The 26,417-nt window shown below is 67.9% G+C and carries 27 protein-coding genes and 5 tRNA genes; 18 read left to right on the forward strand and 14 right to left on the reverse strand.

Annotated elements, in window-relative coordinates; translation table 11 throughout:
- Nucleotides 1–668: 668 nt before the first annotated feature.
- The 4 genes from dusB to ACPCXD_RS10135 form a co-directional block, all read right to left on the reverse strand.
- Entirely contained in the window at nucleotides 669–1,811 is a 1,143-nt protein-coding gene (dusB, locus tag ACPCXD_RS10120; protein WP_088897469.1) for a tRNA dihydrouridine synthase DusB, read from the reverse strand.
- A 188-nt stretch (nucleotides 1,812–1,999) separates the two neighbouring features.
- Nucleotides 2,000–2,953, reverse strand: a complete 954-nt coding sequence (locus ACPCXD_RS10125; RefSeq protein WP_088897468.1) for an acyl-ACP desaturase — start codon at nucleotides 2,951–2,953, stop codon at nucleotides 2,000–2,002.
- 205 nt (nucleotides 2,954–3,158) lie between these two features.
- Nucleotides 3,159–3,761, reverse strand: a complete 603-nt coding sequence (locus ACPCXD_RS10130) for a DUF937 domain-containing protein (protein WP_088897467.1) — start codon at nucleotides 3,759–3,761, stop codon at nucleotides 3,159–3,161.
- A gap of 86 nt (nucleotides 3,762–3,847) precedes the next feature.
- A complete protein-coding gene (locus ACPCXD_RS10135) occupies nucleotides 3,848–4,309 on the reverse strand; it encodes a hypothetical protein (RefSeq protein WP_016695567.1) in 462 nt (153 codons plus the stop codon).
- Between the two features lie 185 nt (nucleotides 4,310–4,494).
- Here ACPCXD_RS10135 and ACPCXD_RS10140 point away from each other — a divergent pair, with 185 nt between their 5' ends.
- Nucleotides 4,495–5,133: a hypothetical protein gene (locus ACPCXD_RS10140; RefSeq protein WP_088897466.1), complete on the forward strand. Its 639-nt coding sequence runs from the start codon at nucleotides 4,495–4,497 to the stop codon at nucleotides 5,131–5,133.
- An 85-nt stretch (nucleotides 5,134–5,218) separates the two neighbouring features.
- Here the strand turns inward: ACPCXD_RS10140 and ACPCXD_RS10145 are convergent.
- Nucleotides 5,219–5,291, reverse strand: a tRNA-Lys gene (locus tag ACPCXD_RS10145).
- Nucleotides 5,292–5,623: 332 nt separating this feature from the next.
- Between ACPCXD_RS10145 and ACPCXD_RS10150 the strand changes: the two genes are divergently transcribed.
- From ACPCXD_RS10150 to ACPCXD_RS10185, 8 genes are all read left to right on the forward strand, one after another.
- A complete protein-coding gene (locus tag ACPCXD_RS10150) occupies nucleotides 5,624–6,283 on the forward strand; it encodes a TetR family transcriptional regulator (protein ID WP_145691352.1) in 660 nt (219 codons plus the stop codon).
- A 100-nt stretch (nucleotides 6,284–6,383) separates the two neighbouring features.
- Nucleotides 6,384–6,456: transfer RNA gene (locus tag ACPCXD_RS10155), tRNA-Glu, on the forward strand.
- Nucleotides 6,457–6,510: 54 nt separating this feature from the next.
- Nucleotides 6,511–6,584 (forward strand) — tRNA-Asp (locus tag ACPCXD_RS10160).
- 39 nt (nucleotides 6,585–6,623) lie between these two features.
- Nucleotides 6,624–6,700, forward strand: a tRNA-Phe gene (locus ACPCXD_RS10165).
- 85 nt (nucleotides 6,701–6,785) lie between these two features.
- A tRNA-Asp gene (locus ACPCXD_RS10170) sits at nucleotides 6,786–6,859 on the forward strand.
- A 222-nt stretch (nucleotides 6,860–7,081) separates the two neighbouring features.
- Nucleotides 7,082–8,320, forward strand: coding sequence for a glycosyltransferase family 4 protein (locus tag ACPCXD_RS10175; RefSeq protein ID WP_088897464.1), 1,239 nt, complete (start codon nucleotides 7,082–7,084; stop codon nucleotides 8,318–8,320).
- Nucleotides 8,314–9,045: a class I SAM-dependent methyltransferase gene (locus tag ACPCXD_RS10180; protein WP_088897463.1), complete on the forward strand. Its 732-nt coding sequence runs from the start codon at nucleotides 8,314–8,316 to the stop codon at nucleotides 9,043–9,045. The genes ACPCXD_RS10175 and ACPCXD_RS10180 overlap by 7 nt, the downstream gene beginning before the upstream one ends.
- Nucleotides 9,032–10,123 carry a glucosidase family protein gene (locus ACPCXD_RS10185; RefSeq protein WP_088897462.1) on the forward strand — a complete coding sequence of 364 codons (1,092 nt, stop codon included), beginning with the start codon at nucleotides 9,032–9,034 and terminating at the stop codon, nucleotides 10,121–10,123. Before ACPCXD_RS10180 ends, ACPCXD_RS10185 begins: the two co-directional genes overlap by 14 nt.
- 1 nt (nucleotide 10,124) lies before the next feature.
- On the opposite strand, the gene ACPCXD_RS10190 is transcribed toward ACPCXD_RS10185, so the two are convergent.
- The 7 genes from ACPCXD_RS10190 to ACPCXD_RS10220 are packed head-to-tail and all read right to left on the reverse strand — an operon-like array spanning nucleotide 10,125 to nucleotide 16,508.
- Entirely contained in the window at nucleotides 10,125–10,787 is a 663-nt protein-coding gene (locus ACPCXD_RS10190; RefSeq protein WP_016695561.1) for a class I SAM-dependent methyltransferase, read from the reverse strand.
- A 44-nt stretch (nucleotides 10,788–10,831) separates the two neighbouring features.
- Complete coding sequence (locus ACPCXD_RS10195; RefSeq protein WP_088897461.1) at nucleotides 10,832–11,899, reverse strand: phosphotransferase; 1,068 nt, start codon at nucleotides 11,897–11,899, stop codon at nucleotides 10,832–10,834.
- Complete coding sequence (locus ACPCXD_RS10200; protein ID WP_145691351.1) at nucleotides 11,896–13,005, reverse strand: TIGR03857 family LLM class F420-dependent oxidoreductase; 1,110 nt, start codon at nucleotides 13,003–13,005, stop codon at nucleotides 11,896–11,898. Before ACPCXD_RS10200 ends, ACPCXD_RS10195 begins: the two co-directional genes overlap by 4 nt.
- Nucleotides 13,002–13,370: a carboxymuconolactone decarboxylase family protein gene (locus tag ACPCXD_RS10205; protein WP_016693004.1), complete on the reverse strand. Its 369-nt coding sequence runs from the start codon at nucleotides 13,368–13,370 to the stop codon at nucleotides 13,002–13,004. Before ACPCXD_RS10205 ends, ACPCXD_RS10200 begins: the two co-directional genes overlap by 4 nt.
- On the reverse strand, nucleotides 13,367–14,266 hold the full coding sequence (locus ACPCXD_RS10210; protein WP_423659417.1) for an NAD(P)-dependent oxidoreductase: 900 nt from the start codon (nucleotides 14,264–14,266) through the stop codon (nucleotides 13,367–13,369). Before ACPCXD_RS10210 ends, ACPCXD_RS10205 begins: the two co-directional genes overlap by 4 nt.
- A complete protein-coding gene (locus ACPCXD_RS10215) occupies nucleotides 14,263–15,012 on the reverse strand; it encodes an SDR family oxidoreductase (RefSeq protein WP_016693006.1) in 750 nt (249 codons plus the stop codon). Before ACPCXD_RS10215 ends, ACPCXD_RS10210 begins: the two co-directional genes overlap by 4 nt.
- A 26-nt stretch (nucleotides 15,013–15,038) precedes the next feature.
- Nucleotides 15,039–16,508, reverse strand: coding sequence for an aldehyde dehydrogenase (locus tag ACPCXD_RS10220; RefSeq protein ID WP_145691350.1), 1,470 nt, complete (start codon nucleotides 16,506–16,508; stop codon nucleotides 15,039–15,041).
- An 82-nt stretch (nucleotides 16,509–16,590) separates the two neighbouring features.
- On the opposite strand from ACPCXD_RS10220, the gene ACPCXD_RS10225 reads away from it, so the two are divergent.
- Nucleotides 16,591–17,508 (forward strand): SDR family NAD(P)-dependent oxidoreductase, encoded by a 918-nt coding sequence (locus ACPCXD_RS10225; protein ID WP_145691349.1) that lies wholly within the window; start codon nucleotides 16,591–16,593, stop codon nucleotides 17,506–17,508.
- A 38-nt stretch (nucleotides 17,509–17,546) separates the two neighbouring features.
- On the opposite strand, the gene ACPCXD_RS10230 is transcribed toward ACPCXD_RS10225, so the two are convergent.
- Together ACPCXD_RS10230 and ACPCXD_RS10235 are read right to left on the reverse strand one after the other, a co-directional pair.
- Nucleotides 17,547–18,377, reverse strand: a complete 831-nt coding sequence (locus ACPCXD_RS10230; protein WP_145691348.1) for an oxygenase MpaB family protein — start codon at nucleotides 18,375–18,377, stop codon at nucleotides 17,547–17,549.
- Between the two features lie 43 nt (nucleotides 18,378–18,420).
- Complete coding sequence (locus ACPCXD_RS10235) at nucleotides 18,421–19,017, reverse strand: TetR/AcrR family transcriptional regulator (protein WP_088897456.1); 597 nt, start codon at nucleotides 19,015–19,017, stop codon at nucleotides 18,421–18,423.
- An 87-nt stretch (nucleotides 19,018–19,104) separates the two neighbouring features.
- On the opposite strand from ACPCXD_RS10235, the gene ACPCXD_RS10240 reads away from it, so the two are divergent.
- The 8 genes from ACPCXD_RS10240 to ACPCXD_RS10275 all read left to right on the forward strand — a co-directional run bounded on the left by ACPCXD_RS10240 (nucleotide 19,105) and on the right by ACPCXD_RS10275 (nucleotide 26,416).
- Nucleotides 19,105–20,331, forward strand: a complete 1,227-nt coding sequence (locus ACPCXD_RS10240) for a cytochrome P450 (RefSeq protein WP_088897455.1) — start codon at nucleotides 19,105–19,107, stop codon at nucleotides 20,329–20,331.
- 76 nt (nucleotides 20,332–20,407) lie between these two features.
- Nucleotides 20,408–20,968 carry a TetR/AcrR family transcriptional regulator gene (locus tag ACPCXD_RS10245; protein ID WP_016693012.1) on the forward strand — a complete coding sequence of 187 codons (561 nt, stop codon included), beginning with the start codon at nucleotides 20,408–20,410 and terminating at the stop codon, nucleotides 20,966–20,968.
- A 75-nt stretch (nucleotides 20,969–21,043) separates the two neighbouring features.
- The gene (locus tag ACPCXD_RS10250) at nucleotides 21,044–22,231 is read left to right on the forward strand and encodes a cytochrome P450 (RefSeq protein WP_423659465.1); all 1,188 of its coding nucleotides are present in this window, start codon (nucleotides 21,044–21,046) and stop codon (nucleotides 22,229–22,231) included.
- The gene (locus ACPCXD_RS10255) at nucleotides 22,224–23,009 is read left to right on the forward strand and encodes an SDR family oxidoreductase (protein WP_145691345.1); all 786 of its coding nucleotides are present in this window, start codon (nucleotides 22,224–22,226) and stop codon (nucleotides 23,007–23,009) included. Before ACPCXD_RS10250 ends, ACPCXD_RS10255 begins: the two co-directional genes overlap by 8 nt.
- Entirely contained in the window at nucleotides 23,006–24,394 is a 1,389-nt protein-coding gene (cyp51, locus tag ACPCXD_RS10260) for a lanosterol 14-alpha demethylase (RefSeq protein ID WP_088897857.1), read from the forward strand. The genes ACPCXD_RS10255 and cyp51 overlap by 4 nt, the downstream gene beginning before the upstream one ends.
- 7 nt (nucleotides 24,395–24,401) lie before the next feature.
- Nucleotides 24,402–24,596, forward strand: coding sequence for a ferredoxin (locus ACPCXD_RS10265; protein ID WP_423659422.1), 195 nt, complete (start codon nucleotides 24,402–24,404; stop codon nucleotides 24,594–24,596).
- Between the two features lie 15 nt (nucleotides 24,597–24,611).
- Nucleotides 24,612–25,163, forward strand: a complete 552-nt coding sequence (locus ACPCXD_RS10270; RefSeq protein WP_016693017.1) for a Cif family virulence factor — start codon at nucleotides 24,612–24,614, stop codon at nucleotides 25,161–25,163.
- Nucleotides 25,157–26,416, forward strand: coding sequence for a hypothetical protein (locus tag ACPCXD_RS10275; RefSeq protein WP_423659424.1), 1,260 nt, complete (start codon nucleotides 25,157–25,159; stop codon nucleotides 26,414–26,416). The genes ACPCXD_RS10270 and ACPCXD_RS10275 overlap by 7 nt, the downstream gene beginning before the upstream one ends.
- The last annotated feature ends 1 nt before the right edge of the window (nucleotide 26,417 follow it).

Raw genomic sequence — 26,417 nt, forward strand, 5'->3', positions numbered from 1 at the left:
GGCGGGCCCGAAGAGGTCGGCGGTACCGGAGGGGTGGGCGGTCCCGAAGGAGTCGGCGGAGCAGCCGGGGGCGGCGTCCTGCGCGGGAGCTCCGCGCGTCCGGTCTCCTCGGGCGCGACGTGCCGGGCGGATTCCGGGTCACGGGGACGGGCCGGGGGCAGCGACGAGGTGGACGTGTGCGGCGGATCGGCAGGAGGCGGGTCGGTGGGCGGATCCGATCGAGGGGACGGATCGGATCGGCGTCCCATCTTGTCGAGCAGTTCGGCGACGGTGAGCTGCTCCGGATCGTCCGAGTCCGCGGCACGGCGGTTGCGTGCGCTCTCGTGACGACGCGAATCGTCGTCGGTGTCGTCGGAGCGGTGCACTCCACCGGAGCGGCTGCGGCGGGACGAGCGGGATTCGCGGTAGCTGCTGTCGGCTATCGGCCTTTCCCAGGGAGCGCGAGGATCCGGGGATCCTGTCTCGTGCTCCTCGTCCACCGATACCTGCTCTTTCCGCGGTCGTACCGCCTCGTCATCCGTCGTCGTCCACGTGATCGCTCACGGGCGACCGTCGCGAGGACTCCGCAATGATACTGATCGTCTGTTGCATGTGACCGTGACGCGGCTGTGTCGCACGACATCCATCGGTCGATCCGTCTGTCGTCCGGAACCACGTGCCGGGACGGGTTACCCGCCCGAGTGCATCATGTCGGCGCCCTCGGGCACGCAGGTGTCCTCGGGATCGTCGAGCCAGCCGTCGGGCAGTGCGACGCTGCTCGGGGAGCCCTGACGGCCCCGCGGGCCTTCGGCATCGGCGGGGAAGGGCACGTCGTGGTCGAGTTTGCCCAGCAGATCGTCGAGCTCGGCGAGCGTCGACACCCGGGCGAGGCCGTTGCGGATCTCCGAACCCGCCGGGAAACCACGCAGATACCAGGCGATGTGCTTGCGCATGTCGCGCAGGCCGCGGTCTTCGCCGTGGTGGTCGGCGAGAAGTTCGGCGTGCCGGCGCATGATCTGCGTCACCTCACCGAGATTCGGCGGGGTGGGGATCGTGCGACCACCGAGCGCGGCGCTCAGTTCGGCGAACAACCACGGGCGTCCGAGGCAGCCACGACCGACGACGACGCCGTCGCAACCGGTCTGCGCCATCATCTTCTCGGCGTCGGAGGCGTCGAAGATGTCGCCGTTGCCGAGCACGGGCACGTCGGTGACGTGTTCCTTCAGCCGGGCGATCTCGTCCCAGTCGGCCGCTCCCGAATACCGCTGCGCAGCGGTCCGGGCGTGGAGGGCCACGGCGGCGGCACCCTCGGCGGCCGCGATACGACCGGCGTCGAGGTGCGTGTGGTGTTCGTCGTCGATCCCGATGCGGAACTTGACCGTGACCGGGACGTCGGTGCCCTCGGTGGCGCGGACGGCGGCCGCGACGATCTGCCCGAACAACCGGCGCTTGTAGGGGAGGGCCGACCCTCCGCCCTTGCGGGTCACCTTCGGCACCGGGCATCCGAAGTTCATGTCGATGTGGTCGGCGAGGTTCTCGTCGACGATCATCTTCGCCGCGGCGTAGGTGGTGTCGGGATCGACGGTGTACAGCTGCAGCGACCGTGGTGTCTCGGTGGGGCCGAAGGTCGTCATGTGCATGGTGACCGGGTGCCGCTCGACGAGGGCGCGGGCGGTGACCATCTCGCACACGTACAGGCCCGACGTGCTGCCGGCCCGTTCGAGTTCGAGTTCGCGGCACAGCGTGCGGAATGCGACGTTCGTCACTCCCGCCATCGGCGCCAGCACGACCGGGCTGTTCAGTTCGAGCGGACCGATACGGAGGGATGACATGGGTACCTCTGGAAAACGTTGTGTGACAAAGAAATAGCGTGCCCGTCACTGGTGGGCCGCGGAAACGGCTGTGCCCGGTACCGAAACCGGCACCGGGCACAGGATAACCTCCGCCGGACTCGGCGGCGGTGTGCATCCGGACTCAGGCGTCCGCACACATGGGACTCAGGCGTCCGCACACATGGGACTCAGGCGTCCGCGCCGACCTTCTCGCGCTTGGCGGCCTCACGGGCGAGGGAGCGATCGCGCATCTCCTCGAACCGCCCGGCCTGACGTCCCAGTTCGTCGAGGAAGTTGCCGAGCTTGTCGAGATCCTGCTGCGCCTCGCTGCCGAGATCGCGCTCGAAGATCCTCCACTTGCGCAGCACCGGCATCACGACGTCGTCGAGGTGCTGACGCAGGTCGTAGATGCCGTGCTTGGCCATGAGCACGCCGTTGCGACGGAAGTTCGGCATGCCGGCGCCGGGCATCTGGAAGTTCTCGAGCACCTCGACGATCGCGGCGAGCGTCTGGGCCGGAGCGATGTCGATCGCCGCGTCGCAGATGTTCCGGTAGAAGATCATGTGCAGGTTCTCGTCGGCGGCGATGCGCTGGAGCATCTTGTCGGCGATCGAGTCGTCGCAGGCACGGCCGGTGTTGCGGTGCGACACGCGGGTCGCGAGTTCCTGGAAGGTCACGTAGGCGACGGAGTGGAGCATGCCGGTCGAGTTGGGGGACGAGAAGCCGTTCGTCATGTGCTCCATGCGGGCGTTCTCGAGTGCGACGGGATCGACACCGCGCGTGACGACCAGGTAGTCGCGCATGACGATGCCGTGGCGGTTCTCCTCCGCCGTCCACCGGCCGACCCAGGTACCCCAGGCGCCGTCGCGAGAGAAGCTCTCGGCGATCTCCCGGTGGTAGGAGGGCAGATTGTCCTCGGTGAGCAGGTTGGTGATCATGGCCGCCTTGGCGACCTCGTCGAGCTTCGACTGCTCCGGTTCCCAGTCGACACCGCCCATCGCGGCGAAGTTCCGGCCCTCGTCCCACGGCACGTAGTCGTGGGGATGCCAGTCCTTCGCCATCGAGAGATGCCGGTTGAGGTTCGCTTCGGCCACAGGCTCCAGCTCTCGCAGCAGCTCCAGTTGAGTCAGGACTCGCGTCATGCTCTTCTACCCCTCACATCGTGTCCGTGTACTCCGCCGGCCTACGGAGGAGGGGAGCCCGGCCGTTCGTCGCCGCGGCACGCGGTGCGCCGGTGGCCCCCCGTATTCGCCCGGATCACGGTACAGGTCCGAACCGCCCGACGACAGCACCGTCCCGCTCGTGCCGTATCACACGGGCGAGCGGAACGTGCTGCTCCAGCGGGTCTCAGCGCTTGCCGCCACCGAGAAGTCCACCGAGGAGGCCCCCGAGTCCACCACCCGAACTGCCGCCGAGCACGCTGCCGAGGACGTCACCGATTCCGCCACCGGAGCCGGCCGATCCGCCACCGGCGTTCTTCAGCAGACCCCCGAGGAGATCTGCGAGACCGCCGCCCTGCGGGGCGCTCGCGGTGTTCGTTCCCGCCCCGCCGCCGATCTGCTTGGCGAGATAGGACAGCACGATCGGAGCGATGATCGGCAGGACCTTGGCGATCAGATCGTTCCCGCCGGCGCCGTTCACGGAACCGAGGGTCGAGATCACCTGGTCCTTCTTGTCGCCGAAGACGTTGGAGACGATCCTGTCGCCGTCCTCGGTGTCGATCCCGTCGACGTCGACCTCACCCTCGGCCAGGTTCGACTCGGAGTGCTTGCCCAGCGCGGAGAGCAGTGACGCCGCCCCGGTCGGGTTCTGGGCGTTGGCGTCGAGTCCACCGACGAGGGTGGGGAGCACAGCGCGGACGGCCGTCTCCGCCGTCGCGTTGTCGACACCGAGCCGCTGCGCCACCTGGTCGACGGGAATGCGGGACATCAGATCGTCGAGACTTGCCATCGTTCCTGCCTTGACTCGTGGGTGCCCCGAAGTGGCCACCCGGTGCCGAGAGAGTATCGGGACGAGGCTCGTTCCAGCGGGAGGCGTCAGTCGAGCGAGGCGGCGCTCGTCGACGAACGGCGCAGCGCGATGAGGCAGCACAGCAGCGCGACGAGCGTGCCGCTGAGCAGGAGCACGGTCCCGTTCTGATTGGTCAGTGTCGTACTGCGATTGAGTTCGACGTACTCACCGTGGGTCTGGAACAGGCGCGTCCAGAACACCGCGGCCGTCGCGACACCGATCAGCGTCCCGGCCCAGCCGACGGCCACCGAGTCGAACAGTGCGGCGGCGAGGAGCAGGACCGCGGCCACGACCAGCGGTACCGCGAGGGACTCGTACAGCGGCAGACCCGGGACCGCGACTCCGGCGAGATCGCCGTCGGGGAAACCGTCGCGCAGCGCCGACAGGGGAATCTCGGTGGGTCGTATCCCGCCGACCACCGGCAACACCGACCCGATTCCCAGAGCGACGGCGGCCAGGAACAGGCCCAGGTCCACGAAACTGCGCATGTTCCTCCCCGGACGATGAACATTCGATTACCCCTGCGGCTCACCGTATACAAAGACGGGCAACCGCACCGGGTGAAATTCGCAGTGCGAAGAGACCTGCCCGAATGCACTGCCCCGAATGCGGTGGTCCGTAGGCTGAGATGCGCACGGCAGGTGCACGTACCGATCGGCGAGAAGGGTTCGAAATGACGGACATGAATGTCGACGAAGCGGGTTCGCGGAAAAGCTTGCCGCCGTGGGCGAAGAAGACCATCGCCGTGGTCGTGGCGCTGATCGTGCTCGTCATCGCCTACTACACCCTGGCGGCGTTCGTTCCTCGCTGGTGGGCGCAGCGGATCGCAAACCTCGCCGAGGGTGGCTTCGCGCGCGGAGTGCTGTGGGGTCTGCTCTTCGGCATCCTCTGCACGGCGATCCCCATCGCGCTGCTCGCATGGATCTGGCAGGTCCGCAACTGGAGGTACAGCCGCGGGCTGCAGATCGCCTTCGGCGTGCTCGCGCTGGTGGTCGCCCTGCCGAACCTCATGACCCTGGCGGTCGTGCTGGGCACCGGGAACGGTGCGCATGCGGGGGAGCGGATCCTCGACGTGGACGCGCCGGGTTTCCGCGGCGCCACGTTGATCGGTGCGATCGTCGGAGCTCTGCTCGCGGTGATCTTCGTCGTCGCGCTCACCCGCTACCGCAAGCGCGGACGTGATCTGAAGCAGGCCCGCACGGATCTCGAACAGCGCCGGATCGAGCAGGAGCGTCTCGAAGCACGCCGTGAGGCGGAGAGGGAACTCGGCCGGAACACCGACGACGTCCCGCCCGGCTCCCACCGTCTCTGATGAAGGACCGCGCCGTCTCCGACCAGGCTGCGGAACGTTCCGGAACGACGAACGCCGGCGTCGCGTACGACGCCGGCGTTGCCGGTGCCCCCAGTAGGGCTCGAACCTACGACCTGCGGATTAAAAGTCCGTAGCTCTACCAACTGAGCTATAGGGGCATGGGCGCACAGTGTAACCACACCGCAGTGACCACACCGCATGGTGCGGTGACCACATCACAGGGTGAGCCACGCTGCGCGATCGATGATATCGGACATCCGGCGGTGCGGACGCTGCCGGTGACCAATGGAAAGAGGCCCGGGTGCCCACCCCCTGCTTCGCACCCGAGCCGGACAAAGCGTACCACTCGGTGTGTTCTGTGGAAACCCGGGGTCTCGGGGGTGGGATTTCACATTTCACCCGGTGGAACACGGCCCGGAGCCGGGATTGTGGGGGCAGACTAGAGTTGTCTCGTGGGGGAACACAGGAACGTGGAAGGCTGAATTTCCCCATGCCCCGTCAACAGGAGCGTGCGCGTCGTACGCGGGCTGCGATCGTCCGATCGGCAGCCACCGAATTCGCGCGGCGAGGTTTCGCCGCAGCATCGATCAACGCCATCCTCGAGCAGTCGAACGCGACCAAGGGTGCGATGTACTTCCACTTCGCGTCCAAGGAGGATCTGGCCCGGGCGGTACTCGACGAAGGACTCGAGCACTACCGTGCCATCGTCGGCAGGTGGATGGACGTCCCCGATCTCGACCCCTTCGAGCGGCTGCACGGTCTCGTCGGTGATCTCGGTGCGGCTCTGCACGACGACGTGGTCATCGCCGCGGAGTTCCGTCTGGTCACCGAACCCGAGTTCGCGGAGGAGGTCAGGCTGCGCGGCAGCGTCCTGTGGGGGCGGGCCGGCTATCAGCTGGCGCGCGAAGCGCAGGAGAAGGGCCTGTTCCGGCCCGATGTCGACCTCCGGCGTTTCGTCGAGGCGATCGCGTCGTCGCTCGCCGGTCAGCGCTATCTCGCCGACCTCACGGCGCCGGAGACCGACGTCCGCGCACGCTTCGAGGCCTGCGTGGAGGTGCCGCTCGAGGCGATGGCGTCGGAGCAGTGGCTCGCGCAGTGGCGGGAGAAGGGCTGGCCGAGCAGGCCCGACAACGACGAATCGACCACTTGACCTGCTGATTTGTGATTCGCGAATGCCGTGGCATAAGCTGTCCAAGCTCCCAACGGAACGCCAAACCCGTTGAGGGTGCGGTTCGGAGAAATCCGATCGGGCCCCCTTCGTCTAGCGGCCTAGGACGCCGCCCTTTCAAGGCGGTAGCGCGGGTTCGAATCCCGTAGGGGGTACGCTTCGACCTCGTCGAAGTGTGCAGTATCTTGGTGTGAGAAGTGAATATGTATGGCCCTGTGGCGCAGTTGGTTAGCGCGCCGCCCTGTCACGGCGGAGGTCGCGGGTTCGAGTCCCGTCAGGGTCGCTCCAGAGTTTCGATCGGCATTCGGTTCGGGTGCCGTCCGGCCAGGTAGCTCAGTTGGTACGAGCGTCCGCCTGAAAAGCGGAAGGTCGCCGGTTCGATCCCGGCCCTGGCCACCACGGTTGTCCGGCGAACAACCATCAATTTCATATCTTCGACCCACCGGTTGCGGTGGGTCGAGCTGTGGGAACTTCGGTTCCTCATGGCCCTGTGGCGCAGTTGGTTAGCGCGCCGCCCTGTCACGGCGGAGGTCGCGGGTTCGAGTCCCGTCAGGGTCGCTCCAGACGAAGCCCCGGTATCACATCGATACCGGGGCTTCGTCGTCGTCAGCCGTTCGCAGGCGGTGTCGGCTCGCCGTCCCACTCGCATCGCCGATCCGCACCGGGTGCGGTCCGGCTCGCTATCGTGAGGACACAAAACATGTTCTAGTGTGTGCCCTACACAACTAGTGGACATCTGTCCGAGCGACCTGGCCCTCCGAGCGAACCCCGAGGTGGAATGTGCGCATAGCTCTGTTGTCGTACCGGAGCAAGCCGCATTGTGGGGGTCAGGGGGTCTACGTTCGCCATCTCAGTCGCGAACTCGTCGCCCAGGGACACACCGTCGAGGTGTTCTCCGGGCAGCCGTACCCCGAGCTCGACCCCGGCGTGACGCTCACGAAGGTGCCCAGTCTCGATCTCTATCGCGACGACGATCCGTTCCGCACCCCGAAACCGGGTGAATACCGCGACTGGATCGACGTCCTCGAGGTCGCCACCATGTGGACCGCCGGTTTCCCCGAACCGCGCACCTTCGGTCTGCGCGCCGCACGACTGTTGCGCGACCGCCTCGGCGACTTCGACGTCGTGCACGACAACCAGTCGCTCGCGTCCGGGTTGCTGCGCATCGCCGAGGACCTTCCCCTCGTTGCGACGATCCACCATCCGATCACACGCGACCGCGAACTCGATCTCGCCTCCGCGACCACCCTCCGCCGTAGGATCACGCTCCGGCGCTGGTACGGATTCCTGCGCATGCAGGAGAAGGTGGCCCGGCAGATTCCCACGCTGCTCACGGTGTCGGAGAACTCGGCCGACGACATCCGCACGGCCTTCGGGATCGAATCCGAACGCATCCACACGATCCCGCTCGGCGTGAACACGGAGGTGTTCGCGCCGCGGAAGGACGAGCGCGTTCCCGGCCGGATCGTCTGCGTCGCGAGTGCCGACGCCCCGCTCAAGGGTGTTCCCACCCTGCTCGAGGCGGTCGCGAAGCTGCGGACCGAACGCGAGATCGAACTGGTCCTCGTCTCGAAGCTCGCCCCGGGCGGCGCCACCGAGAAGCTCATCGACGAACTCGCGATCGGCGACGTCGTGCGCACCGTCTCCGGGATCGACGACACCGAACTCGCCGACCTGCTCGCCTCCGCCGAGGTCGCGGCGGTGCCGTCGCTGTACGAGGGATTCTCGTTGCCGGCCGTCGAGGCGATGTCGTGCGGAACACCGCTCGTCGCGAGCCGCGCCGGGGCCATCCCCGAGGTCGTCGGGGACGCCGGTCTGCTGGTGCCCCCGGGCGACGCCGAACAGCTCGCAGCGGGGCTCGCGGGCCTGTTCGACGACCCGGCCGAGCGTCGGCGTCTCGGCGCGAAGGGCCGCGACCGGGTGCTCGAACGCTACAGCTGGGCGGCCGTGGCCGCGCAGACCGCCGCGATCTACGACAAGGCGATCGCCGCGCATCGAGAGGGGAAGAACGGATGCTGACCGTCGACTTCGACCGCCTGGGCGTCGTACCGGGGATACGCGCTCTCGACATCGGGGCCGGCGCGGGGCGCCACTCCTTCGAGCTGTACCGCCGCGGCGCGGACGTCGTCGCCTTCGACCAGAACGCCGACGACATGAAGGCCGTCGCCGACATGTTCGTCGCGATGGAACTCGAAGGCGAGGTCCCCGAGGGTGCGCTCGCCCGGGCCGAGGTCGGCGACGCGCTCGCGCTGCCCTACGACGACGCGACCTTCGATCTCGTGCTCATCTCCGAGGTGCTCGAGCACGTGCCGGAGGACGAGCGGGCCATCGCCGAACTCGTCCGGGTCCTCAAGCCCGGTGGTGTCGCGGCCGTAACCGTGCCGCGCTGGCTGCCGGAGAAGATCTGCTGGGCACTGTCGGACGCCTACCACGAGGTGGAGGGCGGGCACATCCGCATCTACAAGGCCGACGAACTCGCCGCGAAACTCACCGCCGCCGGTCTCACGGTCTCGGGTACCGACCACGCCCACGCGCTGCACGCGCCGTACTGGTGGCTCAAGTGCGCCGTCGGCGTCGACAACGACGACAATCCGCTGACGAAGGCGTACCACCGGCTGTTGGTCTGGGATCTCATGAAGGCCCCGTGGGTCACCCGCACGGCCGAGAAGATCCTCGATCCCGTCATCGGGAAGAGTGTCGTGTTCTACCTCGAGAAGCCGGGAAACGCCGGTGCGGCGCGGTGAATCCGCGCGCCTGACGGTGCCGTCGGTGCCGGGTGTGCTGTCGCCGGAACAGAGCCTGGCGACGGGCCGGGCCATCGCGCGGATGCAGGAGCCCTCGGGCGCCGTCCCGTGGTTCCCCGGTGGGCACATCGACCCGTGGGATCACATCGAATCCGCGATGGCGTTGACCGCCATCGGTTTACGTGAAGAGGCGGACGCCGCCTTCGAGTGGTCACGGCGGACGCAGCGTGCCGACGGGTCGTGGCCCATCCAGTTCCGCGGCGACATCGTCGAGAACCACGACACCGACAGCAATTTCACCGCCTACATCGCCGTGGGCGTATGGCACCACCACCTCGTGACGGGCGATCGCGGGTTCGTCGAGCACATGTGGCCGACGGTGCGTGCTGCGCTCGACCTCGTGGTCGACATGCAGTTGCCGGGCGGCCAGATCTCGTGGGCGCGAGGCGACGGCGGGATGTTCGACGAAGCGCTGCTCACAGGTTGTTCGAGCATCCACCAGAGTCTGTGGTGCGGTCTGCGGATCGCCGACCTGATCGGTGAGGCGCAACCCGAATGGGAGGTCGCGCTGATCCGTCTCGGCCACGCTCTGCGTCGGCACCCCGAGGCGTTCACGCCCAAGCCCGAGTACTCGATGGACTGGTACTACCCGATCCTCGGGGGAGCGGTGCGCGGCACCGATGCGCACGAACGGATCCGCGAGCGCTGGTCGGATTTCGTCGTCGACGGTCTCGGGATCCGGTGCGTCGACCATCGTCCGTGGGTCACCGGGGCCGAGACGTGCGAACTGGTCCTGGCGCTCGACGCCCTCGGCCACGCCGGGCGTGCCCGTGAATTGTTCGCGGCCATGCAGCATCTGCGCGACCCGGACGGTTCGTACTGGACCGGTCTGGTCTACGCCGACGGCAAGCGTTGGCCGGTGGAGGTCAGTTCCTGGACCAGCGCAGCGGTGATCCTCGCCGCCGACGCGCTCTCGCGCACGACGGGCGGAAGCGCGATCTTCCGGGATGCGGCGGCACCCGCCGATCAGGTGGGCGCCGACCGCTGCACCGAGCGCTGCCCGGTGCTCGTCCCGTAGTTCAGCTGCCGGGCAGGGAGCCGACCGTGCCGGCGGTGCGTTCGAGAACCCGCAGCGAGGACGTCACCGATTTCTCGACGAACTCGCCGCTCTCCAGTGCGAGACAGTAGATCTCGTACGGGGGCCGGCCGCCGTCCTTCGGGTCGGGGAAGACGTCGTGGATGATCAGGGCGCCGCCGATGCGCACCCATTTCGCCCAGCCGTCGTAGTCCGCCCGGGCTGCCTCGCTGCTGTGCCCGCCGTCGATGAACACGAACGAGGCCGGGGTGCGCCAGAACGACGCCACCACAGGAGAATTGCCGACCACCGCGACGACGTGCGATTCGAGGTCGCCGTCGGCGAGGGTGTGCCGGAGAGCGCCGACGGTGTCGAGCCGACCGGTGTGCGGGTCGACCAGTGACGCATCGTGGTACTCCCAGCCGGGCTGATGCTCCTCCGAACCGTGGTGGTGGTCGACGGTGACGATGGTGCCGCCGGTCGCCTTGGCCGCAGCTCCGAGATACACGGTCGAGCGGCCGCAGTAGGTGCCGATCTCGACGCCGACGCCGTCACCGAGATACTGCACCGCAGCCTCGTGCAGTGCGGTTCCCTCGTCCTGGGGCATGAAACCCGGTGTCGCCTCGGCGAGTTCGATCGCCTCGCGGGGCAGGGTGGTGCGGGACATCGGATGGATCTCCGTTCTTCTCGCGTGATGCGGTGTATCCCGAGTCACCCTACCGACCGGTCGCGGCGTCCGATGCTTCCGGACACGACGGTGAGACTGTCGAGTTCGCGGATCGCGGCGCACGACCGCTTCACCATCACCGCGAACATGCGGTCGCCGCGCTCGGTCCTCGTGCCGTAGGCGCACCCGAAGACCGCGACGAGCGGACCCTGCAGCATCGCGAAGCGGTAGTCGTCCCAGCACTGCTGGAGGCCGTAGCCCTCGACGCCGTGGCACAGCAACGCGCGGTGATAGGTCGAGACCAGGGCCTGCTCGTGTTCGCGCCGGACCTCCGGTTCCAGGCTCGTCCCGACGAAATACGCGAGGTCGCGGGCGGGGAGTCCCACCGTCAGGGTCTGCCAGTCCACCGCGACCACACCGCTCTCGCCACCGGGAGGGAATAGGAGGTTGTCGAGCCGGTAGTCGCCGTGCAGCAGCGCGAACCGGTCGGATCGCGCGAGCACCCACTCCTGCGTGAGCTCCGCGCAGGCCCGCAGCGTATCGCGGTCCTCCGCGCCGATCAGGTCGCCGAGACCGTCGAGGAAGGTCTCGATGGCCGGACCGTACAGCTCGGCGAGGATCCGGGCCTGCTCGGCGTCCGTCGTGGTGAGCCAGTCCGATTCGTGGAGATCGGGTGCGCACCAGCGGGGACCGTGCAGTCCGGCGAGATTGCGGACGGCGTCGTGCGCCTCGTCGACGGTGCACCCGGCGAGCTGGTCGCCGGGTCGTGCGGGTGCGGCGTCCTCGAGGAGGAGGGTGAACTCGCCGTCCTCACCGGAGGCGACGTGATAGCAGGTGGGTGTGCGCACCGCGACGGACGGCTCGATGTCGCTGTAGAAGCGTGCCTCCCCGCGATAGGCGCCGGCGAGCATCCGCCGCGTCCCGGGATCGGGTGACGGGAGTTTCGCGACGAGTGAGGACGGCACGTCGTCGCCGGTCAGGACGAGCCGGTAACACAGGGCGATCTGACCCGTTCCGATCCGCTCGACCTGCACCGTGCGTACCGTGCCGCCGAGCACGGCCGAGAGTCGTTCGGGAGTCAGGTCGTCCACCGACAGCAACAGATCGGTCATGGTGCGCTCCGGCCGGGGTTGGCGGGTAGGGATGCGAAACGCTCGGGGTCGCGGATCGTCCGCCACGCGGCGACGACCGGAGCGAGCTCGGTGGGTGTGGCGCCGTGCAGGATCACGCTGTCGGCACCGGCGTCGAACTGGTCGGCGATGCGGGTCGCGCAGTGTGCCGCGCTGCCGGTCGCGCTCGCGGCGAGCCACTCGTCGGGCAGCAACGACCGGATGTGCATCAGCAGTTCGACCGGCGCTGCGTCGATCGGTCCGGAATGAGCACGGACCTGCGCGTCGTCCCGAAAGCGGTGCAGTACCTGAGGGTCCCAGCCGTTCGCACGGACGAGCACGTCACCGTAGCCCTGCAGGTAGGTCGCGAGCCGTCCGGTCAGTTTCCGCAACCGGAGATCCTCGGGGATCGACTCGTCGACGGTCGCGAGGACCGACCAGATGCGGACGGACTGCGGGTCGCGGCCGGCCTGCTCGGCGGCGCGTCGCACGGTCTTCACGGCGCGCGCGAGCGTGTCGTCGGTGAAGAAGGTGTGCAGGACGACGGCATCGGCCACGCGTCCCGCGAGGTCGAGCGTGCGCTCGCCGAGCGCGACCATGAGGATCGGGATGCCGTCGACGCCCTCGGCGGTGCGTCGCAGATACGGGAAGTCGCCGGCCGGGCCATGATGATCGACGGCCGCTTCACCGCGCCACAGCGTCCGGAGCAGGTCGACGGTGTCCTCGAGCTGCGCCGACGTCACGCGAGGCAGGCCCATGAGATCGAACAGCACGTCGAAGCCGCGGCCGAGCCCGAGGGCGTACCGGCCGCGGCTCAACCGATGCAGGGTGGTCGCCATCGTCGCCGTGACGAGGGGATGGCGGGTGTGCGGATTGGTCGCCGCGGTGCCGATCCCGAGCGTACGGCTCGTCGCGGCCGCCGCCCCGGCCAGCGCTGCCGCGTCCTTGGTGTCGAACCGTTCCGACAGGAAGACCGAACCGAGACCGATCTCCTCGGCGACGGTGATCTCGTCGAGCAGCGCCCTCGGGTCGTCGGTGTGCCCGGCGAGGCCGTAGAACCCGAGTTCCGGACAGTCCGGCTCCGGTGCGGACCCGCCGGGGATGCTCACGAGCGGGCCGCCGCCTTCCGTCGCTGCAACACGCTGCCCACTGCATTGTCGAGCTTCGAGCCCAGCGGCCAGCCCACGTAGTGGCACAGGAACAAAGCGATCTCGCGGAGCTGCTGCTCGTCGAGTTCGTCGTTCTTCAGCGCCGCCTCGATCTGGATCTCGGCGATGTCGGGAGCCCCCTGCGCGGTGAGTGCCCCGAGCAGCAGCAGTCGCCGATCGCGGATGGTCAGCCCGGGACGGGTCCAGATGTTCGCGAACAGGTGGTCGGCGGTGACGGCGAAGTGCTCGCCCGGGCCGTCCTGCATCTCCCAGCCGTAGACCTTGGACATCATCTCCAGGCCGCGGCGGCGGGTCTCGTCGGTCATGCGTGCTCCTTCCGGGAACGGGTCCGTGCGATCTCTCCCGTGCCGACTCCGAGGCCGGGGCCGAGGTCGGACAGCGCCCGGGCTCCGAGCGGCAGGTCGACTCCGAGTCGATCGCCGAGGTCCAGAGCCAGCGCGAGATCCTTCTCGCCGAGGGCGCGCACACGCGAGAAGATCGGGAACCAGGAGTCGTCCTCACCGAGGGGAGATGTGGTGTCGCGCCACATGATCGAACCGGCGCCGCCGGTGATCGCGTCGGTGTGCCGAACGACCTTGCCGAGCTCGGTGATGTCGAGCCTCGCGGCCTCGGCGAGTCGCTGCGCCTCCGTTGCCGCGGTGAACGCGATGAAGTGGAGCAGGTTGCGGGCGAGCTTCATCCGGGTTCCCGCCCCGACGGGACCCGCGTGCACGACCAGCGACGCGAAGATGCCGAAGGGTTCCTCGATCTTCGCGAAGCCGTCGTCGGTCGCGCCGACCATCACCGCGAGAGTGCCGTTCTTCGCGCCGCCGGCGCCACCACTGACGGGTGCGTCGACGAAGTCGACTCCCTTCTCGGCGCACTTCGCGGCGAGTTCGACGGCGGTGGTGTCGGAGATCGTCGAGTGCACCGCGACGACCGTGCCGGGCCGTGCCGTCGCGAGCAGTCCGTCCGGACCGGCCAGGACGTCGCGGACCTGGGCGTCGTCGAGGACGGTCACGCACACGAGATCGCAGCCGGCGGCCAGCTCCGCCGGGCTCGACGCCGCGGTGGCACCCTTGTCGGTGAACGGGGTCATCGCCTCGGGCACCACGTCGAGCACGGTGAGGCCCCCGGGCCGGGTGAGCAGCCGCTCGGCCATGGGCGCCCCCATGTTGCCGAGCCCGATGTACCCGACCCGGCCGATCGCGGGGCCGGTCACGAGCGGATCACCTGCCCGCCGTCGACGTTGAAGATCTGCCCCGTGACCCAGGCGGCCTCGTCGGAGAGCAGGAACAGGCACATGCCGACGAGATCGTCGGGGGTGCCCATGCGCTTGAGCGGCAACTGCTTCACCATGTCGGCGACCATGTTCGCGGGGGTGGTGGTGCGGGTCGCCTCGGTGTCGATGGGGCCGGGGGCGATCGCGTTGATGCGGATGTTCGACCCGCCGAGTTCGACGGCGAGTTGCTGTGTGAGACCGTTGATCCCGACCTTGGCGAGGCCGTAGAAGCCCGAGTACAGCCAGGCCGCCGTCGACGACTGGTTGACGATCGACCCGCCGTTCTTCGTCATGTGCGGCCACACCGCGCGGGTGACGTTGAGGGCACCGTCGAGGTTCACGCTCATGAACTTCTTGTAGTAGTCCCACGGGACCGTCAGCAGCAGATCGAGTTTCATGCCGCCGTAGATGGCGGCATTGTTGACCACGTGGTCGATGCCGCCGTAGGTCTCGACGGTCGACGCGGCGAGTGCCTCGGCGGAGGCGGGGTCGGAGACATCGACCGAGGTGAAGCTCGCGATGCCGCCGTCGGCGACGATCTGCTTGGCGACCTGCTCGCCGAGTTCGGCATCGATGTCGGCAATCACCACGTTTGCGCCCTCGGCGGCGAGCGCACGTGCGTACGCCTCGCCGATCCCCTGGGCGGCGCCGGTGACGATCGCGGTGCGACCGGTGAAACGTGCCATCGGAAAAGTCCTTTCGGAAGTTCGGGTCAGCTCGCGGGCTCGGCGACGAGCTTGGTCTCCAGGTACTCCTCGAAACCGGCCACACCCATCTCGCGGCCGATCCCGGACTGCTTGTAGCCCCCGAACGGGGCGTCGGCGGCGTACCAGATGCCGCCGTTGACGCCCAGCGTGCCGGTCCGTACACCTGCGACGACCCGCGCGATGCGGTCCGGATCGGTGCCGAACACCGAACCCGAGAGGCCGTAGGGGGAGTCGTTGGCGATGCGGATCGCGTCGTCGTCACCGTCGTGAGGAATGATCACGAGCACCGGGCCGAAGATCTCCTCCTGCGCTGTGCGCGCGGAGTTGTCGAGGCCGGCGATGAGGGTGGGTTCGACGAAGAAGCCGCGCTCGTGTTCGGCGGGGCGTCCGCCGCCGGTGACGATCGTGCCGCCCTCCTCGACGGCGAGGCGGATGTATCCCTCCACGCGCTGCCGCTGCTTCTCGGAGATGAGCGGCCCGCACACCGTGCCGGGATCGCGCGGGTCGCCGGGCCGGATGCCGCTCATGGACTTCGCGGTCAGGGCCACGGCTTCGTCGTACCGTTCGCGGGGAACGAGCAGTCGCGTGGTGATCGCGCAGCCCTGACCGGCATGCGTGCACACGGTGAAGGCCGCCATCGAACAGGCACCGCGCAGGTCGGCGTCGTCGAGGACGATGAACGCCGACTTGCCGCCGAGTTCGAGGAAGACCTTCTTGAGGTTCTCGGAGGCCGCGCGCATCACGGCCCGGCCGGTCGCGGTGGAACCGGTGAACGAGATCAGGTCGACGCGCGGATCCTCGCTCAACTGTGCGCCGAGGCGGTGATCGCTCGAGGTGACGATGTTCAGCACTCCCGGTGGGATGTCGGTCTCCTCGGCCGCGATCCGCCCGACCAGGGCAGCGCACCACGGGGTGTCGGGGGCGGGCTTGAGCACCACGGTGTTCCCGGCGGCGAGAGCCGGCCCGAGCTTGGCGAAGTTGATCTGGTGCGGGAAGTTCCACGGCGTGATCGCGCCGACGACCCCGACCGCTTCCTTGAGCAGATAGCGGTGCGTCGGGATACCCATGGGGGAGGCGTTGCCGAGATCCTGCGTCCACGCGTAGCTCTCGGCGAGGTCGGCGAAGTACAGCAGGTCGTCGATGGGGCCTTCGAGATGCGCGGCGCTCGTGAGGAATCGGGGAGCGCCCACCTCGGCGATGGTGATCTCCCGCAGTTCCTCGATGTGCTCGCGCAGGGCGTCGCGCAACTGACGGAGGCAGCGGGCCCGGAAGGTGTGGTCGCGTGACCAGTCGGTGTCGTCGAAGGCGCGACGTGCGGCCGCGATCGCGGCGTCCATGTCGGTGGCGGTGCCCTCGGCCGCGTGGCCGAGCAGTTCTTCGGTGCTCGGATCGGTGATCGCGAAGGTGCCTCCGCTGCCGGGTACGAGCTTGCCGTCGATCAGAAGGGTGGAGCTGTCGGTGGGGCGAAGTGTCATCAGACGTTCCCTCGGTTCTGGACAGGTGTCTGGACTATAGTTCGGGCACTCGAGGCAGCGCAATGGGTGAACGGGGAACCTTATGGCAGAAAACAATTCGGGGCCGGACAATTCGACCCCGCTCGCGGGCCGCGTCGTGGTCGTGACGGGCTCCAGCCGGGGGATCGGACGGGCGGTGGCGCGGACCCTCGTCGACGAGGGTGCGCGGGTGGTGGTCAACGGCCGCGACGCCGAGGCGGTGCGCGACACCGTGGAGGAGCTCGTGTCGCAGGGCGGCAGTGCGATCGGAGTGTCCGGTTCGGCGGCCGCCTCCGGGGTCGCGGAGGATCTCCTCGGGGCGGCCCTCGACGAGTTCGGGGCGGCGGACGCGCTGATCAACTGTGCCGGCACCGCGGAACCTCCGGGCTCGTCGATCCTCACGGTCACCGACGAGGAGTGGGACGACCTGATCGATTCGCATCTGACCGGCACCTTCCGTACGTGCCGGGTGTTCGCGCCCCGGTTCGTGGCGCAGGGGAGCGGGGCGATCGTCAACACCGGATCGTTCGCGTTCCTCGGCGACTACGGCGGTACCGGATATCCGGCCGGAAAGGGCGCGGTGAACAGTCTGACCGCAGCGATCGCCGCGGAACTGCGCGAACACGGAGTGCGGGCCAACGTCGTGTGCCCGGGAGCCCGCACACGGTTGTCGACGGGACCGGAGTACGAGCGGCACATCGAGCGACTGCACGAGCGCGGACTGCTCGACGACGTCACCTACGAGGGCTCACGAAACCCGGCGCCGCCGGAGTACGTGGCGCGGCTCTACGCCTACCTCGCGAGCGGCACGGCGACCGTGACCGGCGGAATCTTCGCCGGCTCCGGATGTTTCGTCGGTCGGTTCGACAAGCCGGTACCGACGCTGCTGGCGTGGCGGGACCACGACACGTCGCCGCCCTGGACGCTCGACGAACTCGCCCACCTCGTGGAAGGCGCGAGTCGTGCGGGAGCGCCGGGATAGGTCGGTCCTCGACGAGCTCCGTCGTGTGAGGGCAGGGCTCAGAAGACCCGCAGTCCGAGGCGTCGCCGCGTGCGCAGATCGAGCAGATAGGCCTTCCACAGCAGCGGCCACACCCACGGCGTGACGCGGTGCAGGCGCCGGACCGCCACGAGATAGCGGTCGAAACGCCGCTGGTCGTCGGTGGTCCAGGGGTAGTGCATGAGGTCGCGGAACTCCGGCGGCAGTGCACCGCGGGTGATCAGTTCGAACGACCTGCCGAGCACCCGGTGGATCCCGCGGCCCAGTCGTCCGAGACGCACCTCGAGGAACGCGAGATTGCAGAGCTCGGTGAGGTACTCGCGCACCTGCTCGTTCATGGAGATGTCGGCGACGCCGGCCTTCCACAGTTCCTCGTACTCCTCGCGGGTCGTGGGCCACGACTCCGGCCGGACGTTCAGTGTCGTCGCGAGGGTCGCGCCGTCGCGGAGGATCCGGGCGTACTGCTCCTCGGTGAGCGGGCCGTAGAGGAACTCGTGCTGGTCGATGAAGTACTTGAGCAGGCAGGCGGCGACCCACAACTGCAGGGCAGGGGAGTTGGCGCTGTAGCGGACCTCCGCGCCGGGTGACGAGGTGACCCGGGCGTGGATCTTCCGCACCGACTCGCGGACGAAATCGCGGTCGGCGTCGTTACCGAACACCGCGACCGCCAGATAGGTGCCGGTCGTGCGGGCCCGCTTGATCGGATGGAGATCGGCGCGGCCGGTGTCGACCGTGCTGTCGACGACGCCCTGGCCGACGCCGGGATGGGCGAGCTGCATGATGACGTTGGCGGCGTTGATCGTGCCACCGAGCGGTGAGACGAGGTCGCCGAGAGTGTCGATCGTCCGCATGACCCCTCCATCTGAAGACGGACGTGTTCAGTTGGATGCCACTCTAGCGCGTCTTCGTGGGGTCGAGGGAGGCGCCGGTCAGAACTCCGCGCACGACCGTCTCGTAGATGTGGTCGAGGTCGAGCTCGTCGCCCAGGAAGCCGCTGCTCTGGAGGACCGCGAAACCGTGCAGGGCGGCGAACATGCCGACCGCGGCCTCGAGAGTCTCCTCCTCCGGAACGCCGCAGGATGCGAGCATCGTGCGCAGGGCCACGTTGGCGTCCAGTGCGGCGGCGAGCAGACCGTCGCGGTCGACCGGTGCGGTGGTCAATGCCTCGTAGTGACGGGGATGTTCGAGGGCCCAGGTGTGGTGGGCGTCGATGAGGGCGCGAAGCCCGTCGACACCGCTGCGGCCCATCGCGACCTCGCGCAGGTGCGCTCCGAGATCGCTCATCGCGCGGATCTGCACGGTCCCCCGCACGTCGTCGAGATTGCGGACGTGGTTGTACAGCGAGGCCGTGACGATTCCCAAGCGCGACGAGAGGGTGCTCATCGTGAGCTGTTCCCATCCCAGATCGTCGACGATTCCGAGCGCTGCCGCGACGACCTTGTCGCGGGTCAGTGTCCGTCGGCGCACGGGCCGGGAGTTGTCGTCTGCCATGAAAACAGTCTAAGGGGCTTCCATTCCAAACGAACGTGAGTAGTTTGTAAACGAATGCCATTCGTACAATCCCACGAGAGCGGCTTCATGACGACTTCACCCACAGATCTCAAGAATCCCGACGTCTTCACCCAGGGGGTCCCGCACGACTACTTCTCCGAACTCCGGCGCACCTGTCCGGTCCACCGCCAACCCGAGGAGGGCACCGCGGGCTTCTGGGCCGTCACCCGGCACGCCGATGTCATCGCGGTCTCCCGCGACAGCACGACCTTCTCCTCGGCGCTCGGAACCACCCAGATCGACGATTTCGACGAGGAGACACGCCTGAAACAGGCGTCCATGCTGCTCAATCTCGACCCGCCGGAGCACACCCGCCTGCGGCAACTCGTCAGCCGAGGTTTCACCCCCCGCATGGTGAAGACGCTCGAGGAGCGTATCCGGCAGACGTGTGAACGCACCGTCGACGCAGCGATCGAGGCTGCACGCGACGGCGCGGTGATCGACTTCGTCCCGGCGATCTCGGCACCCCTGCCGCTGGAGGTGATCGCAGCGCTGCTCGGCGCACCGGCCGAGGACGTCGGGAAGCTGTACGACTGGTCGAACCGCATGATCGGCTGGGACGACCCCGAATACGGCACCACCCAGGAGGACGGCGAACTCGCCGCCGCCGAGATCTTCCTGTACGCCAACGAGATCGCCGCGCAACGGCGAGCCGAACCGCACGACGACATCGTCTCGAAGCTGGTGTGTCCCGACGAGAACGGCGACACGCTCTCCGAGATGGAGTTCGACATGTTCTTCGTCCTGCTCGTCATCGCGGGCAACGAGACGACGCGCAACGCGATCTCGGGCGGGATGCAGGCCTTCGTCGATCATCCCGAACAATGGCGCAGGCTGCAGGACGATCCCGGCCTGATCGACAGCGCCGTGGAGGAGGTTCTGCGCTGGGTCACGCCCGTGGTGGGCTTCCGCCGCACGCCCACCTGTCCGGCCTCGATCGGCGACCAGCAGGTCGAACGGGGTGACAAGGTGATCATGTACTACCCGAGTGCGAACCGCGACGAGGAGATCTTCGACGACGCGCACGTCTTCGACATCGGGCGCGAGCACAATCCGCACGTCGCCTTCGGCGGGACGGGTGTGCACTTCTGCCTCGGGGCGCATCTGGCGCGACTCGAACTGCGGATCATGTTCGAGACCCTCGCCGCCCGTATCGACCGGGTCGAGCCGGCCGGCGAACCGCGGCGGTTGCGGTCGAACTTCATCAACGGCATCAAGTCCATGCCCGTCCGTATCCACCCACGAGAGCACTGAATTCGTCGAATGAACGCGACGCGGGCATTGCCGACCCCCTCCGACCGTAGTAATGTCCAGACACGTGTCCAGAAACGTGAATCTCGAATCGACCCGCCGTCGCCTGACCGAGAAGCAGGCCGACACGGTTGCGAGGCTCACGCAGGCTGCGGTCGAGGTGCTCCGCGAGGAGGGCTTCACGGGGTTGACGGTGCGTATGGTCGCCGCCCGCGCCGGAGTCGCCCCGGCCACCGCCTACACCTACTTCTCGTCCAAGGAACACCTCGTCGCCGAGGTGTTCTGGCGTCGCTTGGCCAACGCTCCCACGGCCGACGCCGAGAGCACGAGCCGTGCCGATCGGGTGGTCGCGGTGCTGAGGGGAATCGCGCTGCTGCTGGCCGACGAACCCGAACTCGCCGCCGCCGTCACCAGTGCACTGCTCGGTCACGACCCCGATGTCGAACACCTGCGTGCGCGCATCGGACTCGACATCCGTCACCGGATCTCGGCAGCGCTCGGCGCCGACTCCGATCCGGACGAACTCGAAGCACTCGAACTGCTCTACGCCGGCGCGCTCGTCCGGGCCGGCATGGGCTACGGCACCTACGAGAAACTCGCCGACAGGCTGGAGACATCCGCCCGACTTCTATTGGAGTGATCCATGATCCAGGCATCCCCGGGCTCCGCGTCGCACGCAGGGCCCGCTTCGCCCGATCCACCGACGCTCGGCCCCGTGATCTTCAACCCGTACGACTACGCCTTCCACGAAGATCCGTATCCCACCTACCGCCGCCTCCGTGAGGAGGACCCGGCCTACCACAACCCCGACCTCGGATTCTGGGCCCTGTCCCGCCACGCCGACGTCGTCGCGGCCTTCCGCGACAACACTCGCCTCTCGAGCGCCAACGGTGTCTCGCTCGATCCGTCCGCCTACGGGCCCAACGCCCACAAGGTGATGTCCTTCCTCGCCATGGACGACCCGCGGCACATGCGCATGCGCCGCCTCGTCTCCAAGGGGTTCACTCCGCGCCGCGTCGCCGACCTCGAAGAGCGCATCCTCGAACTGACGCTGCGCTACCTCGAACCCGCTGTGGAGGCAGGGGAATTCGACTGGATCTCGGAGTTCGCGGGCAAGCTGCCCATGGACGTGATCTCCGAACTGATGGGTGTGCCCGAATCCGACCGCAGCGAGATCCGCCGTCTCGCCGATCTCGTCGTCCACCGCGAGGAGGGCGTGCTCGACGTGCCGGTCGCCGCGATGGAGGCATCGCTGCACCTCGTCGGTTATTACGCCGACATGCTCGCCGAACGCCGGAAGAAGGAGACCTCCGACCTCACGTCGGCGTTGCTGGAAGCCGAGATCGACGGCGACCGGCTCACCGACGACGAGATCATCGGCTTCATGTTCCTCATGGTGGTCGCGGGCAACGAGACCACCACGAAACTGCTCGGCAACGCCCTCTACTGGGGCGCGCACAACAAGTCCGAGGTGGCGCAGGTCCTCCACGATCCCGTCCGCGCACCGCAGTGGACGGAGGAGACCCTGCGCTACGACACTTCGAGCCAGATCGTCGCCCGCACCGCCGTCGCCGACATCGAACTGCACGACGCCACCATCCGGTCCGGCGACAAGGTACTGCTGCTCATCGGATCCGCCAACCGCGATTCCGACGTATTCGACGCCGCCGACGACTTCCGCATCGGACGGGACAGCTCCCAGAGGATCGCCAGTTTCGGTGGGGGAGTCCACTTCTGCCTCGGTGCGCACCTGGCCCGCCTCGAGGCGAACATCGCGCTCGAACAGTTCGCCCGGCGCGTCGCCGACTACGAGATCGACGAGGACCGCTGCGAACGTGTCCATTCCACCAATGTCCGAGGCTTCGCGGCCCTTCCTGTAGAGGTCACCGAACGACATGCCTAGATTCGAACCCCACCCCGAACGTCGTCCCGCGCTGGTCGCCGGGGCCTCCTCGGGAATCGGTACCGCCACCGCCTACGCGCTCGCCGAGGCCGGACACCCCGTCGCACTCGGTGCGCGCCGCGTGGAGGAGTGCGCGGCGATCGCGGAGAAGATCCGCGGTGAGGGCGGCGAGGCCTTCGCCCACTTCCTCGACGTGTCGTCCACCGAGTCCGTCGACGAGTTCGTCACCGCAGCGGAAGAGGCTCTGGGCCCCGCGGAGATCGTCGTCTCGGGCGCGGGCGACATGGATTTCGCGTTGCCGCACGAGATGGACCCCGATCGGTTCGCCTTCCAGGTCAACGTGCACCTGATGGGCACGCAACGCCTGGCCCACCGCGCGCTGCCCGGCATGATCGAACGCAAGCGCGGCGACTTCGTCGTGATCGGATCCGACTGTGCCGTGCTGCCCCGGCCGTGGATGGGTGCCTACAACGCCGCCAAGACCGGCCTCGAAGCGCTCGTCCGCGAGATGCGGATGGAACTCGAGGGCACGGGAGTCCGCGCGTCGGTCGTGCGTCCCGGACCGACACAGACCGGCGCCGGCATGACCGCGCCGGCCGAGGTGCTCGAACCGATGCTCGAGGACTGGGGCACATGGGGATTCGCGCGACACCCCTACTTCCTTCGTGCATCCGACATCGCCGCGGCCGCGCTCTCGGTCGTCTCGGCCCCCCGCGGCGCCCACATCGTGCTCATCGAGGTTCAACCCGAAGCACCCCTGCGGAAGGACAATCCATGACCACACTCGTCGAACCCCGGCGTGTGTCCGGCGGCGAACACGAACACGGCCACCTCGAGGAACTGCGCACCGATCCCATCGCGCTCATGCGCCGGGTGCGTGAGGAGTGCGGCGACGTCGGGGTCTTCCAGCTCGCCGACAAGAAGGTCGTACTCCTCTCCGGTGCAGAGGCCAACGAGTTCTTCTTCCGGGCTGCGGACGAGGATCTCGACCAGCAGGCCGCCTATCCGTTCATGAAGCCGGTCTTCGGCGAGGGCGTCGTCTTCGACGCCAGCCCCGAGCGCCGCAAGGAGATGCTGCACAATTCGGCGCTGCGCGGCGAACAGATGCGCGGCCACGCCGCGACCATCGACCGCGAGGTGCAGGACATGGTCGCCGGCTGGGGCGACGAAGGCGAGATCGACCTGCTCGAGTTCTTCGCCGAGCTGACCATCTACACGTCGTCGGCCTGCCTGATCGGCAAGAAGTTCCGCGACCAGCTCGACGGACGATTCGCCCACCTCTACCACGACCTCGAGAAGGGCACCGACGCCCTGGCCTTCGTCGATCCCTACGCGCCGATCGAGAGTTTCCGGCGACGCGACGAGGCCCGCCGCGGACTCGTGGCCCTCGTGCAGGAGATCATGGACGGGCGCATCGCGAACCCGCCGCAGGGCAAGGAGGACCGCGACATGCTCGACGTCCTCGTCTCCATCAAGGACGAGGACGACAAGGAACGTTTCAGCGCCGACGAGATCACCGGCATCTTCATCTCGATGATGTTCGCCGGCCACCACACCACCTCGGGCACGGCGGCCTGGGCGCTCATCGAACTGCTGCGCAACCCCGAGTACATGCAGCAGGTCACCGCCGAACTCGACGTCCTCTACTCCGACGGCGAGAGTGTGAGTTTCCATGCGCTGCGGCAGATCCCGGTGCTCGAAGCGGTCCTCAAGGAGACGCTGCGCCTGCATCCGCCGCTGATCCTGCTCCTTCGGGTCGCGCGCGACGACTTCGAGGTCGCCGGCTATCGGATCTCGGAGGGCGATCTCGTCGGTGCGACACCGGCGATCTCCAACCGCATCCCGGAGGACTTCCCGGATCCCGATGCCTTCGATCCCGGCCGCTACATCGACCCGAACCAGGAGGACATCGTCAACCGGTGGACCTGGATCCCGTTCGGGGCCGGCCGGCACCGCTGTGTGGGAGCGGCGTTCGCGCTCATGCAGCTGAAGGCGATATTCTCGGTTCTGCTGCGCGACTTCGAGTTCGAACTGTCCCAGCCGCCCGAGACCTATCGCAACGACCACTCCAAGATGGTGGTCCAACTCGAACAGCCGTGTGCTGTGCGGTACCGACGACGCACCCGGGCGGCGTCGGACACCGGCACGGCGACGCAGGAGTGAGGTTCGGATGAGGATCGAAGCAGATCTCGATCTGTGTCAGGGACACGCGATGTGCTCGATGGAAGCCCCGGACGTCTTCTCCGTCGCCAAACGGGGTGAGGTGGAGATCCTCCTCAATCCGGTGCCGGAGGAGATGCATGCCGACGTACGAGCAGCTGTGAAGTACTGCCCCACCCAAGCCCTTCGCATCGTCGAAGACTGAGGACCAGGAGACAGGATGGCCACGTTCGATCGTGCCGAGCTCGACGAGATGATCACCCGCTGGGTCGACGCCAACAAGCGGGCCGAGGCCGAAGGCGATTGGAAGCCTTTGGCCGACATGTACACCGAGGACGCCACCTACGGCTGGAACTACGGTCCGAAGGACGAGTTCATGGCCGTGGGCCGCGAGGAGATCCGCGATCTCGCACTGGGCCAGGAGATGGACGGGCTCGAAGGCTGGCAGTATCCCTACCAGCAGTTCGTCGTCGACGAACGCTCCGGCGACGTGATCGGCTTCTGGAAGCAGGTCGCCGACAGGACCCGTGAGAACGGTGAGCACTACTCCGTGCACGGTATCGGCGGGAGCTGGTTCCGGTACGGCGGCAACTTCCAGTGGTCGTGGCAGCGCGACTTCTTCGACTTCGGCAACGTCTCGCACCTGTTCCTCGAGATGATCACGGCGAATGCGCTGTCCGACGGTATGCAGAAGCGGATCGAGCGATCGACGGGGAAGAAGCGGCTTCCCGGCTGGTACCGGGTCGGCGAGTCGCCGGTCCCGTTGTGGTGACCGCTGTGGACACCGGCGGATCGTTCGCCGCGCTCTCCCGCACCGACCTCGCCGTGCTCGTCCCCGAACTGTTGCTGTGCGGTCAGCTCATCGACCGTTCGGGGATGGCACATCTGATCTCGGCGTTCGGTCGGGAGGGCATGGCGGAGGTGGCCATCGAGGAATGGCAGGCGTCCTCGCCGTGGTACACGCGCCGCATGCAGCGTGCCCTGAAGTTCGAGGGCGACGACGTCGTCACCATCTTCAAGGGCATGCAACTCGACATCGGGGCGCCCCCGCAGTTCATGGACTTCCGCTATCGCGTCCACGACCGCGACCACGGCGAATTCTGGCTCGACCACTGCGGGGCACTGATGGACGTCGAGCCGCTCGGCGACGCCTACGTGACCGCGATGTGCCACGACATCGAGGACCCGACCTTCGACGCCACCGCCCTCGCCACCAATCCGCACGCGAGGGTGCGGCCGATCCATCGGCCGCCCCGCGCGCCGGCCGATCGGCACCCGCACTGCGCATGGACGGTCACGATCGACGCGTCGTACGAACCACCGGCTGTCGAACCACACACCGAAGCGCTCGGCCGGACCGCGGCCGTGGCACTCGAGCTGAGTCCGATCGACCGGGACGGTGAAGGGAGACACGACTATTCGGGACCTCTCCTCGCAGACCTCCGGTTCGACGAGTTCTCGAAGTCGGCCCTGGTACGCATCGCCGAAGAGGTGTGCCTGCAACATCACCTGCTCGCTCTCGGCTTCCTCATGAGTGTGCGCAAGCGGACCGACGAGCAGTCCGCGATCGAGCTGACCCGTAAGCAGCTCACCGGCATCGCCGGCATCACGTCCGAGCGCATCCGTACCGTGCTGGGACTGCCGCGCTCGTTCGCCGGCCTGGCCGCGGTACTCGACGTGCATCCGCTGCTGGCACCGCACCGGTACGTCGATCGGGTGATCTGTTTCGACGACGACGCGCTGGGTCTCCGGATCAACCGGCGAGGTGGCGCCTTCGACGACGGGTCCTGGCCCACCCTGATCGACCCCGAACACCTCGGTCCGCTCGACGCCCTGGTGCGTGGTGTGGATCCGCACTTCACCACCCGCCTGGTCTCCGAGACCGAAGAGGCGCTGGTCGTCGAGGTGTTCCGTGCCGAATCCCCGGCGAACGAGTGCGACGAGGTCGCCATCACCCGCTTCAGCACGGGTTCGTCCTTCGTCTTCGAGGATCGGGGTATCCCCCTCCCGCTCACGGTTGTCTGAC

Source organism: Rhodococcus sp. AB351 (assembly GCF_049538275.1).
Lineage (GTDB): Bacteria > Actinomycetota > Actinomycetes > Mycobacteriales > Mycobacteriaceae > Rhodococcus.